Genomic DNA, 15,758 nt, shown 5'->3' with positions numbered 1-15,758 from the left:
TGCTTGTTTTTGCTTTCAAAAGGCCAAAAAAATTTCGGCAAAAAACCCAAAACGGAGACAGTTGAAATAATTTCTATATGAAAATATTTCCGTAGAACAATCGATTCCTTCGGGCAATAATCATTGCATTAATCCAACACCCAAAGCTCCATGTCATTGTTTAGTCATGCTTAATGGTCATGATATAGATCCGACTAACAACGTTATGGAATAAAAAAATGATTAATCGTAACAGTTTTAAAAACTCTGCTCTGACGCTAATGCTCTCATCATTCGTCTTGCTTTCTGCCAACGCTGTTGAGGCAACTACGTCCGTTACGCGCACACTGGTTACCGAACCAAGCCAGGGGCTGACCTCGATCTATGACTTGATTAATTCGGCGAAAAAAACAATTGATATGACGATGTATGAATTGACCGATACCACGGCTGAGAATCTGTTAGTACAGGCTGCCAGCAACGGCGTCACCGTTAGAGTGATACTTGATCAAGACAATGAAAAGAGCAACAATCAAGCAGCGTATACATTGCTGGCAGCGCATGGTGTTCAAGTACATTGGGCAAATACGGCCTATACATATACGCACAAAAAAACGATTACTGTGGACGGCACGACCGCTGCAATCATGACGCTAAATCTCTCTTCGCAATACTATTCAACTAGCCGCGATTTTGCTGTTATTGAAAATGATGCTAACGATATCAAAGCCATTGAAGCAGTATTCAATGCTGATTTCGCTAACAAAGCGATTACACCGGCACTGGGTGATGACTTGGTGTGGAGCCCGACCAACTCACAGTCTGTGTTGCTGGCACTGATCAATGGCGCTAAATATAATTTGAAAGTGGAAAACGAAGAAATGGACGATACCGCGATAGCTGCTGCATTGGCTAGTGCGGCTAAACGTGGTGTCCAAGTTGAGGTAACAATGACCGCTAATAGCGACTACGCGACAGAGTTGAATCAGTTGAAAACCGCTGGCGTAAAAATTGCCACTTATGCGGCTACAGCTCCACTGTATATTCATGCGAAAGTCATTATTGCCGACTTCGGTTATACCGCTGCCAAAGCCTACATGGGATCAGAAAATTTCTCGAACACCTCGTTGAACAAGAATCGTGAGCTTGGCTTAACGCTGACTGACAGTGATATTTTATCGTCATTAAACGCAACATTAACGAGCGATTTCAAGGGTGGCACTGCATATTGAATTGGCGATGCATTAACAGCTAATTGATTGCCAGCTCTGCACAGTCCCCCTTGGGCGGACTGGCAACAGCGGTAGAGTCTTTAGAGAAAGTCGACTACGCATCGCAAAGATTATGTGGCACTGTCTGTAGAGCATTGGGGGACATAGGCTCAACTCCAACCTTCCTCCCTCAATAACCCGTTAGTTTTAACTGGTTATTTCATTTACGCCACCGAGATGCTCCAGGGAAGAGCACACGCCCAAGATTTACCTTGCATCAATGCAGATATTTGTCTCGAAGTTTTTTTACTTGCCCAGACGATTGAACTTCCGCCAAAGCGGCACGTAATTTGGCAAGCATCTTCGGGTCACTTTGTTTGTTCAGCGCAAAATAATAGCTGTAACGGCTATCAAATAGCAGCACCTGCTCCAACTCTTCATTTTTTCTATTCAGTGATTTCGCCCAAAAAGCAGCACTCAGCTCATCGGAAATAATTAAGTCTATGCGCTTTAAAAACAATTTTTTCATATTGGATTCTTCTGTCGGGGCATAGTCAATTTTATTTTCTGCGACTCCGCTTGCGCTTAAAAAATCCTTACTGGAAGCATAGGCGCGAATTAGCCCGACATGATAGTTAGCGGCATCAGACAGTTTATCCATTCGAATATCATTCCGCTCACGTAATTTATAAACAAAAATTTCACGGGGAATAATCGGCCCAACCCAAGCAAATAGCGATTCGCGCTCTGGCGTGCGGGTGGTTGGAAAAATCAGCGTATTTGGCTGTGTCAACGCGGTTTGGTACGCACGCGCCCATGGAAAAACCGTAAAACTAGCTTGAAGACCTGCTGCGTGTAACGTCGCCTGTAATACTTCAGTGGCAAAGCCGGTAACTACGCCCTGCTCTACGTAATTTAAGGGCGGCATATCATCTGTCACCACCTGCAATTCAGTCGCCTTCAGCGGGAAACTATAAAGCAAAACCATCAACCAACCTACGATGCAGTACCGTGATAAAAATACGGATCTATTCATTACTTCATTCTCCGCAAGTCGATATTGAAAATAGATCCAAGAAAAATTCCATTCCCTGACGATACTCAGCTCATAGAGATCAGGTTATGCAAATAAAACTCCCCACCATTCCCTGCGATATTACTTTTGCTGCTTTAATCGTTGCAAGAGCTTATTTGTGCTCATCTCTACCTCATTACGTCCCTGCAAATCCAGTTCAAATAACAAGTTTTGCAATGCATCTGACAAATCAAGCAGATGATCACGCATAAGAAATAGCGCCTCTACAACCTGTACATTCCGACCGTCAACGACCACGTTAGTTTTTGGATTTTCCATTAAGTCCTCCAACTAGCTCGAATATAGAAAATAATTTCCACGCATATTTAAATTATTAAAACTCCTCAAAATCATCGCCAACCGGGGTTTTGTGTTCCGTATGTTTGATGAGTGCAGACGCAGGTCTCTTAAAGGCTTGATTCGGTTTTCCTCTTACCTGCATACCGTGAGAGTGCGTGTTGGCCACTTTTTTTGGCGCAGCTCTGCTAGACGAAACTTGATTATTATTGAGCTTAAACACATTGACCACTTCCATCAAATTGCTGGCTTGCTCCTGCATTGATCCGGCAGCAGCTGCGGCCTCCTCGACCAACGCGGCATTTTGCTGCGTAACATTATCCATCTCAACAATAGCTTGATTAATTTGATCAATACCCTGCGATTGTTCCTGACTAGCTGCAGTGATCTCGGCCATGATATCGGTGACTAGCTTGATGCTGGTCACAACTTCAGTCATCGTCGCCCCCGCCTCATTAACGAGCGCGCTACCCGCTTCAACTTTTTCAACTGAATCACCAATGAGCTCTTTGATTTCCTTTGCTGCCGCAGCAGATCGTTGCGCTAAGTTGCGTACTTCGGAAGCGACTACGGCAAATCCACGCCCCTGCTCGCCAGCACGCGCAGCTTCCACAGCGGCGTTCAACGCTAAGATATTAGTTTGAAACGCAATGCCATCGATAACACTGATAATATCCACGATTTTTTTTGCCGACGTATTGATTGCGCCCATGGTGTCGACGACATTTGAAACAACGCTTCCCCCTTTAGTAGCAACGCTCGACGCATTCTGGGCCAGCTTATTCGCTTGCAATGCGTTGTCGGCATTTTGTTTAACGGTACTCGTTAATTCTTCCATTGATGACGCCGTTTCTTCCAGAGCGCCAGCTTGCGCTTCTGTACGAGAAGATAAATCCAAATTACCTTGCGAAATCTCACGGGATGCCGTCAATATGGTTTCAGTTCCGACACGAACCTCTCCAACAATTTTCATCAAATTGTCGTTCATTTCTTGCAGCGCTCTCATCAATTGCCCAGTTTCATCCTCGCATTGAACTCCAAATTGACTAGTTAAATCACCTGAAGCAATCGTTTCGGCAAGGGACACTGCTTTAACCAGCGGAACAGTGATTGATCGGGCAATCCACACGGCACCAAATACACCAAGAAGCACAGCAAGCACACTCAAAACAGTTACCTGATTTCTCGCGCTTGCGTAAGTTTGTTCACTTTGCTCACCACCTTGCTCAAAGTGTTTTTGTTGGAGGTCAGCCATTGCACGCAGGGTGTCGGCAAAAGCATGTAACGCAGCATACGTTTCTCCATAGGCTAATTTTGATGCCTCATCATGTTTACTCGCCGATACCAGTCCCAGCACTTTAGCAACCGAGTTGATATAGCCGATATGCGTTTCTTTAATTTTTAAAAATAATTCTTTCCCCTCTGGCGTCGACATGAGTGGCTCTAACTTGTTCAAAGCATCATCAAATTTAGTTGTATTAGATTGAAGACGTTCTCTCACCCTCCCTATTTCCTGATCGTCAGTCATTCCAACCATTTCAAACACCCGCGACATACTTCCTCGAACATTATCAAGAGCATCATAAGAAAGTTTGGTTTTAACAAAGGCGACATGCACCAACTCATGGGTTCCCGTATCCATCTTGGACATGTTTAAAATACCAACAAACGCTACAACAATAAGTAGCGTCAATATGAACGCAAAGGCAATCCCTAGCCGTGTGCCAATCTTTAAGTTTGCGATATTCATTTATTGCCTCGTTGTTATTTATCACCACACAATTTATAAAAGTTGCATGATATAAATTCTAGTCAGCAATACTTCTTACTTCAAGGTCGAATTCACGATAAAAGGCGCGTGAAAATGCGCCCAGCATCACGTCAGCACCTGAATTACTTTCATCCTATTGAGCAACAATTTCCTTAATGTGCCTGCCGGCTGCGCCTTAGCACGTTTGCATCGTCATCAAATAGTAGCTATTTGCGTATAGATTAAAAATCTATACGGAGACAAATAGCAAATTGCAACACATCGGCCTAGCTGCTAAGCTGGGACTAGCTTAATAAAGCTAAATTATTTAACAGCATGAAAAGTCCATCCAACTTGTTTAAATTTCAATGGAATTCGATCTACCAGCCGATCAGGCGATTCATTTGCTTTTCACTATTTGATGTTTTTGATTCAAGGTGCACAAACCGGAAATTCAACTTACTTAAAAAAGGAATTCAGCATGGCTACCAAACTCGAGAAAGTTCTCTACACCGCACACGCACACACTACCGGCGGGCGCGATGGACGGTCTGTCACTGATGACGGGCTGTTAGATGTCAAATTATCTCCACCCAAAGCGATGGGCGGTGCCGGCAATGCCACCAACCCTGAGCAACTTTTTGCGGCAGGTTATTCTGCCTGCTTCATGGGAGCCATTAAACATGTTGCTGGAGTGAAGAAAGTCGCGGTGCCTGCTGATGCGTCGATTGATGCCAGCATTGATATTGGCCCGATCCCTGCCGGTTTTGGTATTGCTGCAAAATTAGTGATTAGCCTGCCAGGGCTTGACCGTACCGTTGCACAAGATTTAGTCGATAGTGCCCATCAAGTTTGCCCTTACTCCAACGCAACCCGCGGCAACATTGTCGTTGAATTGGTATTGGCTTAAATTATTCTCATACCAAGCAAGTAGTTGAACAGAGAGAGGCCTCTCTACCATTTCGTCAACATTAAAAATGTGGGATGTTGACGGAATGGTAGAGCGGCCTCCCTTTATTCATGTTGCCAGTGTTTGTACACAATCAGCTTGAACCTGTTCGCACTACTTGTCGGAATTTTCAAATACCGTCTTACAGATTATTTCCGCGACCCGCCTGCTGGAAGGGAGCAACATGTGAACGGTAGAAACTTGGCGTTGATCGGATATCCATGTTGCACTGGCTTCTGCTACAGAAACCACGCCATCGTTTGGTGCATCACCAAAAAACATTTTAGTAATGACGACCCCACGCACACCAACAATACTTGTTGTTGGTTCATTCAATGCGCCAACTTGATCCATCCGTTCGGATGATGAAAGTAGTTGGCCGCAGTCACCGGCAAGTGCACGAAAAAGAATATTGTGCTTTAGCCGTTGTGCCAGACGCGATGGATGAATTGGCGACCCAAGCAAAAAAATATGACGTGGGCGATTGGTATTAGCTGGTAGCGAGTTAAGCGCTGCGCGCAACAAAACGCCACCAAGTGAATGACCCACAACAATGTAATTTTCCGATGCAGCCAACGAAGTGATGCGCGCCACCAATCGCTCTTGTATAGAGCGGAAATCGTCAAATGCCGTCGAGTAGCAAAAAGAGCTCGTTTGCATTCCTGCTCGTCGCAACAAATGCAACATTGCCAAGCCTGAGATTGGGGTGCGCCCCATTCCGTGAACAAATAGCACAACCATGTTTTGTGCTTGCCGGCTCGCTGTCACAAAGTTAACTCCTGATTAATTTACGGAATAAAGCTGAATCAAATTTAGTTTAGTGGCCGCATTAACCTTGATACAAACCTCAAACTAACTCGTCTTTTTGGTCGGTGGCAATGGAATAAATTCAGGATCACCCGCTACCGATCCCATCCGCTGTTCCTGCCAATCTTTTGCGGCCTGATCTATGCGCTCTTTGCGGCTGGAAACGAAGTTCCACCATATCCAGCGTTTGCTCTCTAACGGCTCGCCACCCAACACGATGAGACGTGTTTTAGAAGTGGAATGAATACGCGTGCTGCTGCCCGGCGCAATGACGCCCAAGCTGTATTTGAACAGCTTGTTTTCACCTATCGTCAAATCACTTTCCAACGCATAGACTGCCATTTCAGCGGCCAGTGGTGGCAAGGTGAATGTGCCGTTTTCTGGCAATTGAATGTCTAAATAAAGAGTATTCGAGAACGTAGCAACCGGTGAAATTTTTCCGAATGCAGCGCCGATTAATACACGCACTTCGGCATCGTCCACTTGCAGCGCAGGTATTTGGCTGGCCGAAGTATGGATGAAATTTGGCGCCACTTCTTCTTGATCAATTGGCAAAGCAACCCACAATTGAAGACCGTGCAAACAATACGTGGTGCCTTGCAGCGCTTCCGGTTCACGCTCGGAATGCACAATGCCGCTACCGGCCGTCATCCAGTTAATATCGCCGGGTTCAATTTGTTGAGTTGTCCCCAAACTGTCGCGATGCACGATTGCACCATCAAATAAATAAGTGACGGTGGCTAAGCCAATATGCGGATGCGGGCGGACATTATTACCTTTGCCTGGCTCGATTGTGATGGGGCCGAAGTGGTCGAAGAACACAAACGGTCCGACCGATTGACGCACAGCGGCAGGTAGTAAACGGCGGACAATAAAGCCCCCGCCGAGATCATGTTCATGGGCCGGTAACAATTGGGACAGCTGCGATAGTTGAGATAAACCCGTCGTCGTCATCACATACGCTCCACAACGCTTGTGATTTCGGTGTTCACCGTCGTCATTAATTTATGGATTGGACATTTCCCAGCGATCATTTCCAATTCCTTAATTTGCTCATCGCTTAAATCACCGCTGACATGCACGGTGGCAGCAAGTCGATAAGTACCTGTTTTTTCGCTTGAGTTATCGCGCTGAATGCTGGTGCGAATATCGTCAACCGGAATACCTTTTTTATTTGCGTACCAGAGAACTGTCAGCGCTTTGCAGGCACCTAACGCGGCATCGTAAAGATCATGCGGATTCGGGCCTTCGTCCAAGCCGCCTTCTGCTATTGACATATCCACGGTTAAACGGTGTTGACCGATGCTGACAATTTGGGCTGTCGCGGTATTTTTTATGCGTTTTAATTCGATGCTCATAGATAATATTCCCTGGTTAGTCAGTTTCGAGTATTGCTTAAGGCTAAGATATTTAGAAAAGACGATAGCATAATTTATCCGTAAAAAAAGCAAAATACAACGAGATCATTTCGAATAAATTACACTAAAAAATAGAATTACATCTTGCCTCAATTCAATTTTCCCTGCCTCTTTTAACGGATTGTTTCTTTTTTGCGTCACAATTTTTTAAGTGATTCACTCGCTATTTATGACAATCCCTACTATCAACACAGCGCAGATTATTTAGCTCACTCGATTAAATTCCTTCCATTTCCCAAAAATTTTCATACACTAATTTATAAGTTTTTAATGTAGATAATTTTAACTTCCAATACAGCAACAACGACAAGTTAACAAACAAATGCCACCTCCTTTTTTGCACCTAGTGCAACCGCGATGATAGTGGTGTTTGTGTCTCACGTGAAAATTCCAGCAGAAACATAAACAAGGAGCACGACCATGAAAAAACATGGCTCAATGAACCATATTTTTCGACTTGTTTGGAGTCAGGTATTAAATACTTGGGTTGCGGTAGCAGAAACAACCAAAGGGCGTGGCAAAGGTAAAAATTCACGTCGCAAACTCATTGCGGCCTCCTTATCACTCACAGCACTTTCATTTGCCATGCCTGTCGCACACGCAGGTCCAACTGCCTTACCTGCGGTTAACACCTTACCGTCCGGCTATCAGGTAACGGCTGGAAGTGCAACGGTTAGTAGTTCCGGAAACACATTAAATGTCCAGGAAAATGGTCAGCGAGCGGCAATTAACTGGCAAACTTTCTCCATAGGAAGTAACGCCACCGTCAACTTTATCCAACCAAACAGTTCATCGGTCATGTTGAATCGCGTTGTTGGTAATGAGCAATCCGTGATTTCTGGTGCGCTCAATGCCAATGGGCAAGTTTTTTTACTGAACTCTAACGGCCTGTTGTTTACTAAAGGTGCCAGTGTCAATACGGGCGGTTTAGTTGCATCTACCCTGAATATTTCTGATAGTGATTTTATGGCGGGGCGTACTACGTTTACCTCAAACGGCAGCCACTCCAGCGTGATCAATCAGGGGACAATTAATGCTGCTGATGGCGGTTATGTCGCCATGTTGGGTAACCATGTCACCAATCAAGGCCTCATCACTGCACGTTTGGGTACGGCGATTCTGGCAGCTGGCGATCAGGTCAGTCTGAACTTTAACGGCAACTCGCTGGTAAATGTTGTCGTCAACAAGGGCACGTTGAATGCATTGGTTGCAAACCAACAGGCAATTATTGCGGATGGCGGATTGGTGATATTAACTGCCAAAGGTGCCGATACTGTTCTTGCCAGCGCAGTGAATAACACCGGCGAAATTCGTGCTCAAACGATAGCCAACCAATCCGGCAAGATTTATCTGTTGGGTGACATGCAAAACGGCACAACCAATGTTAGCGGCACGCTTGATGCCAGTGCACCGAACGGTAGCAATGGCGGCTTTATTGAAACATCGGCTGCCCATGTTCGGGTGACCAATGACACAAAAATTACCACCGCAGCGGCGATGGGATTGGCTGGGTCCTGGCTAATAGATCCGCACGACTTCACCATTGCCGCAACAGCATCTGGAACAGTTACTTCGGGTACGCCATCCGGTGATATTTCAGGTGCGACACTTGGTTCAGCACTGAACAACGGCAACGTGACTATCCTTTCCTCACAAGGGTCAACAGTCAGCGGTAGCGGCAACATCAACGTCAATGATACGGTGACGTGGGCGGCTCACACACTTACGCTGACTGCTGCCAATAACATCAATATCAATGCCGTGATGACAGCGTCTGGCGCAGCGTCACTCGCCATGAATCCATCAACGACGAATGGCGGTGATACAGCAGTCGCTGGAGGAACCGTGCTGGTAGGGTTAAATAATTCCGGCTTTACAGGAGCCGTAAATTTTAGCGGTTCAGGAACTCTATCGATTGGTGGAACCATATTCACCGTCATCAATAACAGCACCAGCAACAGTGCTGGCATGACTGCATTACAGAATATAAACTCCGGACTGAGTGGAAATTACGTACTCGGTAGCAATTTAGATGCTACCGGGTTTACATTCACGCCAATTGGAACCGGTTTGGGTGCGCCATTTGTCGGCGTTTTCGATGGGCTGGGACATACAATTAGTAACCTGACGATTAATTTACCGTCAGGAGCCGGAGTTGGTTTATTTGGCTATGGAAGCCTGTCATCGTTACCAATACGTAACGTTGGCTTAGTTAATGAAAATGTTACTGGTCACTATTATGTCGGTGGCTTAATCGGTTACAACTATGGTGCAGCGATTAGCAACTGCTTCGTAAAAAATGGCACGATCATTGGACAAAATTACGTCGGCGGCCTGGTAGGCTCAAATTACAACTTAATTAGTAACAGCTATTCAACGGGCAGTTTATCGGGATCTTACGGCTACAGCGCTGGAGGTTTAGTTGGCGCTAACTATGGCACGGTTAAGAATAGTTACTCAACTGCAGGTTTGTCATTTCCGGGTATTTACACCTATTACAATGGCGGTCTGGTCGGATATAACGCCGGAACGGTCACCAATAGTTATGCAACAGGCTCAGTAAGTGGTGGAGGCTATTATGTCGGTGGCTTGGTTGGGCTCAACGAAAATGGCTCAATCAATAACAGCTACTCCACCGGAAATGCGAATGGAAAACAGTATGTCGGAGGGCTAGTTGGAGAAAACCTTACCGGAACGATTAACAATACTTATTCTACAGCCGCCAGTGTGACCGCAACAATACCGGGCGACACCGGGGGATTAGTTGGGCAAAATTCCGGTAATGTTATTAATAGTTTTTTTATTGGAAGCGGAACTGCCGTCTCTGACAATACGGGAACCGTCACTGGTACATCAGGATTAACATCTGCACAAATGATGCAGCAATCCAATTTTGTTCCGGCGGGAACGGGGGCAAATCAGTGGGATTTTACAAATACGTGGGTGATGTATAACGGCTCAACTACCCCACTTTTGCAGGTATTCATGACACCGCTTACCGTAACTGCAAACAGCTCTAGTACAACTTATACTGGATTAGCGCAAAGCGGTAGCGGCGTAACCTACTCAGTCTCGCCCAACATGAGCAACCTGATGGGCACAGTTGGGTATAGCGGTACCGGGACCACTATCGGCACTTACACAATCACGCCAAGCGGCCTATTTTCTAACCAGCAAGGCTACATCATTACCTACGCCAGTGGGACTCAAACCATCACTCCGGCACCACTCACCATCACAGCCAGCAATGTCACCAAAACATATGGTCAAACCCCGAGTTTGTCAGCCTTCACCAGCAGCGGTTTAGTCAATGGCGAAACCGTCGGCAGCGTGACAGAAACCAGCGCAGGTACGTCAGCAACGGCAGGTGTACCCGGCAGCCCTTACAGCATCACCGCCAGCGCAGCGTCGGGTGGTACTTTTAGCGCCAGTAATTACGTCATTTCTTATGTGAATGGTGGGCTGACGGTGACTCCTGCTTCGCTCACAATAACCGCTAGCAATGCCACTAAAACATATGGTCAAACCCCAAGCTTGTCAGCCTTCACCAGCAGCGGTTTAGTCAATGGCGAAACCATCGGCAGCGTATCAGAAACCAGCCAGGGTACATCAGAAACTGCAGGCGTCACCGGCAGCCCTTACAACATCACCGCCAGCGCAGCGTCGGGCGGTACTTTTAGCGCCAGTAATTACGTCATTTCTTATGTGAATGGTGGGCTGACGGTGACTCCTGCTTCGCTCACAATAACCGCTAGCAATGCCACTAAAACATATGGTCAAACTCCAAGCTTGTCAGCCTTCACCAGCAGCGGTTTAGTCAATGGCGAAACCATCGGCAGCGTGACAGAAACCAGCGCGGGTACTTCAGCAACGGCAGGTGTACCCGGCAGCCCTTACAGCATCACCGCCAGCGCAGCGACAGGCGGCACTTTTAGCGCAAGCAACTACACAATCAATTATGTAAACGGCGGCCTGACAGTAACCCCTGCTGCGCTCACCATCACAGCTAGCAATGCCACCAAAACATATGGTCAAACCCCAAGCTTGTCTGCCTTCACCAGCAGTGGTTTAATCAATGGAGAAACAATAGGCGGCGTGACAGAAACGAGTACGGGTGCAGCAGTAACGACAGGTGTCACCGGCAGCCCTTACAGCATCACCGCCAGCGCAGCTTCGGGCGGCACTTTTAGCGCTAACAACTACACAATCAACTATGTAAACGGCGGGCTGACAGTCACTCCTGCTTCGCTCACCATAACTGCCAGCAATGCCACCAAAACATATGGTCAAACCTCAAGCGTGTCAGCCTTCACCAGCAGCGGTTTAGTTAATGGCGAAACAATCGGAAGCGTGACAGAAACCAGCGCGGGTACGTCAGCAACGGCAGGCGTCACCGGCAGCCCTTACAACATCACCGCCAGCGCAGCGTCGGGCGGTACTTTTAGTGCCAGCAATTACACCATCAACTATGTTAATGGTGGGCTGACAGTGACTCCTGCTTCGCTCACCATAACTGCCAGCAATACCAGCAAAACATATGGTCAAACCCCAAGCCTGTCAGCCTTCACCAGCAGTGGTTTAGTCAATGGCGAAACAATAGGCGGTGTGACAGAAACGAGTACGGGTGCAGCAGTAACGGCGGGTGTCACCGGCAGCCCTTACAGCATCACCGCCAGCGCAGCTTCGGGTGGCACTTTTAGCGCCAGCAATTACGTAATTTCTTATGTGAATGGCAGTCTGGCCGTTACCCCTCTGGCTGTTTCGGTAGGTACGGTAAGTGGCGCTAGCCGCACCTTTGATGGAACGGCTAGTGTGGCAAGTAGCTTACTCACCATCACCAATCTCATCAACGGTGATACGGCAACGCTGACTGGCAACGGAACTCTGGCGAGTAGCGGTGTTGGTGCAGAAGCACTTACTGGCCTGACTGGCCTCAGCTTGAACAACCCTAACTACACACTAACTGCGGGCACACCAAGCGGTACGGTAAATATTACCGCCGTAGTTAGCTCTACTGATTCTTCAGGTACCACAAACCTTGGTAGCGTGGTAGCAAACGCTACTATTCAAGGACAAACCGCCATCACACTTCCTAACCCAGTCGTAACACAAATTGGTCAAGGTAGCGCTAACGGTCAAGTGAGTAATTATGTCAATGTCGTTAATCCGTTGCCGCAAATTAGTGCTGCTTTCAATGGCAATACACAATTAGCGATTATTTCAGCACCAGGTGAAAACGAGCCAACTCAAGTTGTATCGATGTCACAAGCACGCGCAATGATGCAGCCATCAGGCAGCGCCACGAATAGCGATGGCACCACATCGGATTCAGGGCAAGGTGGAAGCAATACATCAGATGTACGCGTACCAGTCAGTCGAAATTCATTGGTTGACATAGTCAATGGCGGTGTTCGGCTACCTAATGGGGTCGAGCAGCAATTGTTTGTTGTTAAAGGTCAAAATCCTTAATACCTCTGAGTACACACATGAAAACAAAAAATTTTACTCATTCTCTTCACGCGATAGTCATCGCAATGGCATTTTCTACCGGAGCGGCTTTAGCTCAGACGGTTCCAAATATTGGCGATGCGCTTCGACAAGCGCAACCGCCAGCTGTGCCAAATCCACCGGCGCCAGCTTTGCCACAGATAAATGGCACTCAATTACAAATTGAAGCGCCCATGACTGCTTTGCCGAACGCCCCCCAAGTCACCGTCAATAAACTGGAGATCGTCGGCAACCGCGTCATCGACACAGCCACCCTCAATGGGCTCGTTGCGGATGGAACTGGGAAGTCATTAACCCTGGCTGAATTAGAGGGACTTGCACAACGCATCACCAGACATTACCGGGCCAAGGGTTATTTTGTAGCTCGCGCCTATATTCCGGCGCAAGAAGTCGCGAACGGAACGATCAAAATTAGAGTGGTTGAAGGCAATTACGGCCAGTTCCGTCTTAAAAATCAATCCTTGGTGAAGGATGACATCGTGCAAAACATGCTTGACGATGTAAAGCACTATGACATCGTCTCGCTAGAGACATTAGAGCGTGCCATGTTGATTATCAATGACACGCCAGGTGTGCAAGTAACCCGGGCAGATGTCATGCCGGGTGAAAAAGTAGGCACATCCGATTTCGCCATCGATACCAAAGCGACTGAACGTTATACCGGCTTCGTGATGCTGGACAACTTCGGTTCCATTTACACAGGGCGTGATCGCTTGAGTTTTAATGTCGATGACAATTCTATTTCCGGACATGGTGACCGCTTATCCATCAGCGGTTTAGGTACCGATGCCGGCGGCTTGCTCAATGGACGCGTTGGCTATTTATTGCCCCTGGCAGCTAACGGTCTACGTGGCGAGCTGGCGTATAGCCAGACTAAATATCAGTTAGGCAGCACCTATGAAGCGCTTGATGCGACTGGTACCGCCAAGGGCGTAGATGCCACATTAAGCTACCCAGTAATACGCACCCATGCGCAAACGGTCGAAGTCAATTTCAATCTGTCTCATAAAAATTTAGAAGACAATATCCAGTCCACCAACACAGTCACACCAAAAACCACAACATCGGCTACCGCGGGCGTACTCGTCAAAGATGAACGTAAATTGCTCAGTTTTGATGGTCTGACACAAGCCAGTGCCAAAATCACTTTCGGACATTTAGATATTAACAATGCTGACGCATTAGCAGCCGATAACGCAGGAGCTCGTACCGAAGGTAATTACAGCAAACTGGATGCTGAAGTAAGCCGCGTTAGCATATTGCCAGAAAGTTTGACATTCACTACTTCATTAAAAGTACAGCAAACTCTGGACAATAAAAACCTGGATAGTAGCGAACAAATGGCCGTTTCTGGCTCGGGTGGTGTGATGGCATTTCCATCAGGTGAATTAATTGGATCAAATGCCGTCTTTGTCCATGTTGAACTATCGCGACCTTTGCCTCCTGTGGGTGAGTTACAAAGCAATTGGCAAATTTTTACTGAGTGGGGTACCGCCAAAGAACCGAACCCACTGTCAACCGACATCTCCCGACATATCAGCGACGTAGGTTTAGGATGGTCGGCAAGTTATAAAGGTGCATTAATTCATGCTTATTTAGCGCATCGGGTAGATAGCACTCCTGCTGTAAGTGAACCCTATCCAGATTACAAATTTTTGTTGCAAGCTGGCTGGGTATTTTAGCCAGCAGATAAATCAATACATAGTTCAGATTTTTTAACTCAGCGATTTTTTTGCGGATAATACTGCTGATAAAACCAAGCATACGTATTTTCGATCTGTGCCTGTATTCTGGGTGAAAGCTCATGTGCGACTGGTTTAATAATGCGCTCTACTTGCTTGTGCATGTATTTCATATGGTAATGACTATCGCTTTCGCGAATCCCGACGTTAAGCTTGTCAGGATTAATGTCAAAAGGACTCACGCCTAACCAGGCATAAAGATGCGACATGCATGCTACCGGACGTTCTACCATATCTTCGAAACGGAGAAAATACAGACGCTCTTGCACCTTCTTTGGTAAGTCTGTAACAGCGTGCAGAGAAATTAATGGAGCGCCGATAATTTTATCTTTAGCAAACAGCATATCGGCCCGCCCAAACCGGTCATAGTCTGCCAGATGATCAATAAAATCGACCAAAATAGTACGCTGATGCTGCGCTTCGATAGATCCTAGAATTTGCCCCAGATCGCGCAGGCACACAATCAGTTTAGCTTCCGGCTCAATATGCAAAAGTAATTCTATCGCATGCAGCCAGGCGCGATTTTTATCAACCACCACTTTCTGTTGACTATCCTGATTCCAGCCCCGCAAAAAACCCCGCATGGCGGATGCTAAATGCGCGTAGCTACTATCAAACGAATTGTCGAGCTGGGAAAGAAAAAAACTGTCGTCGCTAATCATGCGTCGAATACCTAGCAAGGTATTGCACAGTGGTGAACTATGCCCTTCACACTGAATTTCCGGGTGCTCGGCAAGCAATTGACATAGCAATGTCGAACCCGCTCTTGGCAACCCCGTTACGCCGACGAATTTTGGAATCATGAGAAATCACCTTTCGTTGTGTGAGAAAACAGCGAAAAATACCGTTGATTTACGGAAACTACTAATGGGATATTTTGCCCTCAGATTAGGGAAAGGGCAATCAGAACTAAGTCCATTAATGACTTGCCTGTCATTTTGCACGCCACAAGTGAAATTCAGTCCTGAGAATAAAGCTATTTATAAACGGCTCAAGCAGGCTATAACTTAGTCAATGATGGA

11 protein-coding genes are annotated in these 15,758 nt (G+C 46.7%); 4 read left to right on the top strand and 7 right to left on the bottom strand.

The features are described 5' to 3' along the window. Positions 1 to 218 precede the first annotated feature (218 nt). Positions 219 to 1,211 carry a phospholipase D-like domain-containing protein gene (locus S2091_RS11965; protein ID WP_105532113.1) on the top strand — a complete coding sequence of 331 codons (993 nt, stop codon included), beginning with the start codon at positions 219 to 221 and terminating at the stop codon, positions 1,209 to 1,211. 256 nt (positions 1,212 to 1,467) lie between these two features. Here S2091_RS11965 and S2091_RS11960 read toward each other — a convergent pair whose 3' ends face one another. The 3 genes from S2091_RS11960 to S2091_RS24655 form a co-directional block, all read right to left on the bottom strand. Continuing rightward, positions 1,468 to 2,226, bottom strand: a complete 759-nt coding sequence (locus tag S2091_RS11960; protein WP_105532112.1) for a substrate-binding periplasmic protein — start codon at positions 2,224 to 2,226, stop codon at positions 1,468 to 1,470. 120 nt (positions 2,227 to 2,346) lie between these two features. Beyond that, the gene (locus S2091_RS11955; protein WP_105532110.1) at positions 2,347 to 2,544 is read right to left on the bottom strand and encodes a hypothetical protein; all 198 of its coding nucleotides are present in this window, start codon (positions 2,542 to 2,544) and stop codon (positions 2,347 to 2,349) included. Positions 2,545 to 2,599: 55 nt separating this feature from the next. Then, complete coding sequence (locus S2091_RS24655; RefSeq protein ID WP_105532108.1) at positions 2,600 to 4,312, bottom strand: methyl-accepting chemotaxis protein; 1,713 nt, start codon at positions 4,310 to 4,312, stop codon at positions 2,600 to 2,602. A 481-nt stretch (positions 4,313 to 4,793) separates the two neighbouring features. Between S2091_RS24655 and S2091_RS11945 the strand changes: the two genes are divergently transcribed. Next, entirely contained in the window at positions 4,794 to 5,222 is a 429-nt protein-coding gene (locus S2091_RS11945) for an organic hydroperoxide resistance protein (protein WP_105532179.1), read from the top strand. Between the two features lie 153 nt (positions 5,223 to 5,375). Here S2091_RS11945 and S2091_RS11940 read toward each other — a convergent pair whose 3' ends face one another. The 3 genes from S2091_RS11940 to S2091_RS11930 all read right to left on the bottom strand — a co-directional run bounded on the left by S2091_RS11940 (position 5,376) and on the right by S2091_RS11930 (position 7,426). Continuing rightward, positions 5,376 to 6,029: an esterase/lipase family protein gene (locus S2091_RS11940; RefSeq protein ID WP_207769689.1), complete on the bottom strand. Its 654-nt coding sequence runs from the start codon at positions 6,027 to 6,029 to the stop codon at positions 5,376 to 5,378. Positions 6,030 to 6,113: 84 nt separating this feature from the next. Next, a complete protein-coding gene (locus S2091_RS11935) occupies positions 6,114 to 7,022 on the bottom strand; it encodes a pirin family protein (protein ID WP_105532106.1) in 909 nt (302 codons plus the stop codon). Beyond that, positions 7,022 to 7,426 carry an OsmC family protein gene (locus S2091_RS11930; RefSeq protein WP_105532104.1) on the bottom strand — a complete coding sequence of 135 codons (405 nt, stop codon included), beginning with the start codon at positions 7,424 to 7,426 and terminating at the stop codon, positions 7,022 to 7,024. Before S2091_RS11930 ends, S2091_RS11935 begins: the two co-directional genes overlap by 1 nt. Before the next feature lie 480 nt (positions 7,427 to 7,906). On the opposite strand from S2091_RS11930, the gene S2091_RS11925 reads away from it, so the two are divergent. Together S2091_RS11925 and S2091_RS11920 are read left to right on the top strand one after the other, a co-directional pair. Continuing rightward, entirely contained in the window at positions 7,907 to 12,955 is a 5,049-nt protein-coding gene (locus tag S2091_RS11925) for an MBG domain-containing protein (RefSeq protein WP_105532102.1), read from the top strand. Positions 12,956 to 12,972: 17 nt separating this feature from the next. Then, positions 12,973 to 14,676 carry a ShlB/FhaC/HecB family hemolysin secretion/activation protein gene (locus S2091_RS11920; protein ID WP_105532101.1) on the top strand — a complete coding sequence of 568 codons (1,704 nt, stop codon included), beginning with the start codon at positions 12,973 to 12,975 and terminating at the stop codon, positions 14,674 to 14,676. A 38-nt stretch (positions 14,677 to 14,714) separates the two neighbouring features. Here the strand turns inward: S2091_RS11920 and S2091_RS11915 are convergent, their stop codons facing one another. After that, positions 14,715 to 15,539, bottom strand: coding sequence for a sulfotransferase family protein (locus S2091_RS11915; RefSeq protein ID WP_105532099.1), 825 nt, complete (start codon positions 15,537 to 15,539; stop codon positions 14,715 to 14,717). Positions 15,540 to 15,758 lie beyond the last annotated feature (219 nt).

It is taken from the genome of Solimicrobium silvestre (assembly GCF_002976435.1).
In the GTDB taxonomy this organism is placed as follows: domain Bacteria; phylum Pseudomonadota; class Gammaproteobacteria; order Burkholderiales; family Burkholderiaceae_D; genus Solimicrobium; species Solimicrobium silvestre.
The sequence above is the reverse complement of the archived record's forward strand: the minus strand, read 5'-3'. Positions and strand labels throughout refer to the sequence as shown.

Coding starts and splice junctions, on each gene's coding strand:
- S2091_RS11930 (WP_105532104.1), bottom strand. CDS start 7,426: ATGAGCATCGAATTAAAACGCATAAAAAATACCGCGACAGCCCAAATT.
- S2091_RS11960 (WP_105532112.1), bottom strand. CDS start 2,226: ATGAATAGATCCGTATTTTTATCACGGTACTGCATCGTAGGTTGGTTG.
- S2091_RS11920 (WP_105532101.1), top strand. CDS start 12,973: ATGAAAACAAAAAATTTTACTCATTCTCTTCACGCGATAGTCATCGCA.
- S2091_RS11915 (WP_105532099.1), bottom strand. CDS start 15,539: ATGATTCCAAAATTCGTCGGCGTAACGGGGTTGCCAAGAGCGGGTTCG.
- S2091_RS11955 (WP_105532110.1), bottom strand. CDS start 2,544: ATGGAAAATCCAAAAACTAACGTGGTCGTTGACGGTCGGAATGTACAG.
- S2091_RS11935 (WP_105532106.1), bottom strand. CDS start 7,022: ATGACGACGACGGGTTTATCTCAACTATCGCAGCTGTCCCAATTGTTA.
- S2091_RS11925 (WP_105532102.1), top strand. CDS start 7,907: ATGAAAAAACATGGCTCAATGAACCATATTTTTCGACTTGTTTGGAGT.
- S2091_RS11945 (WP_105532179.1), top strand. CDS start 4,794: ATGGCTACCAAACTCGAGAAAGTTCTCTACACCGCACACGCACACACT.
- S2091_RS24655 (WP_105532108.1), bottom strand. CDS start 4,312: ATGAATATCGCAAACTTAAAGATTGGCACACGGCTAGGGATTGCCTTT.
- S2091_RS11965 (WP_105532113.1), top strand. CDS start 219: ATGATTAATCGTAACAGTTTTAAAAACTCTGCTCTGACGCTAATGCTC.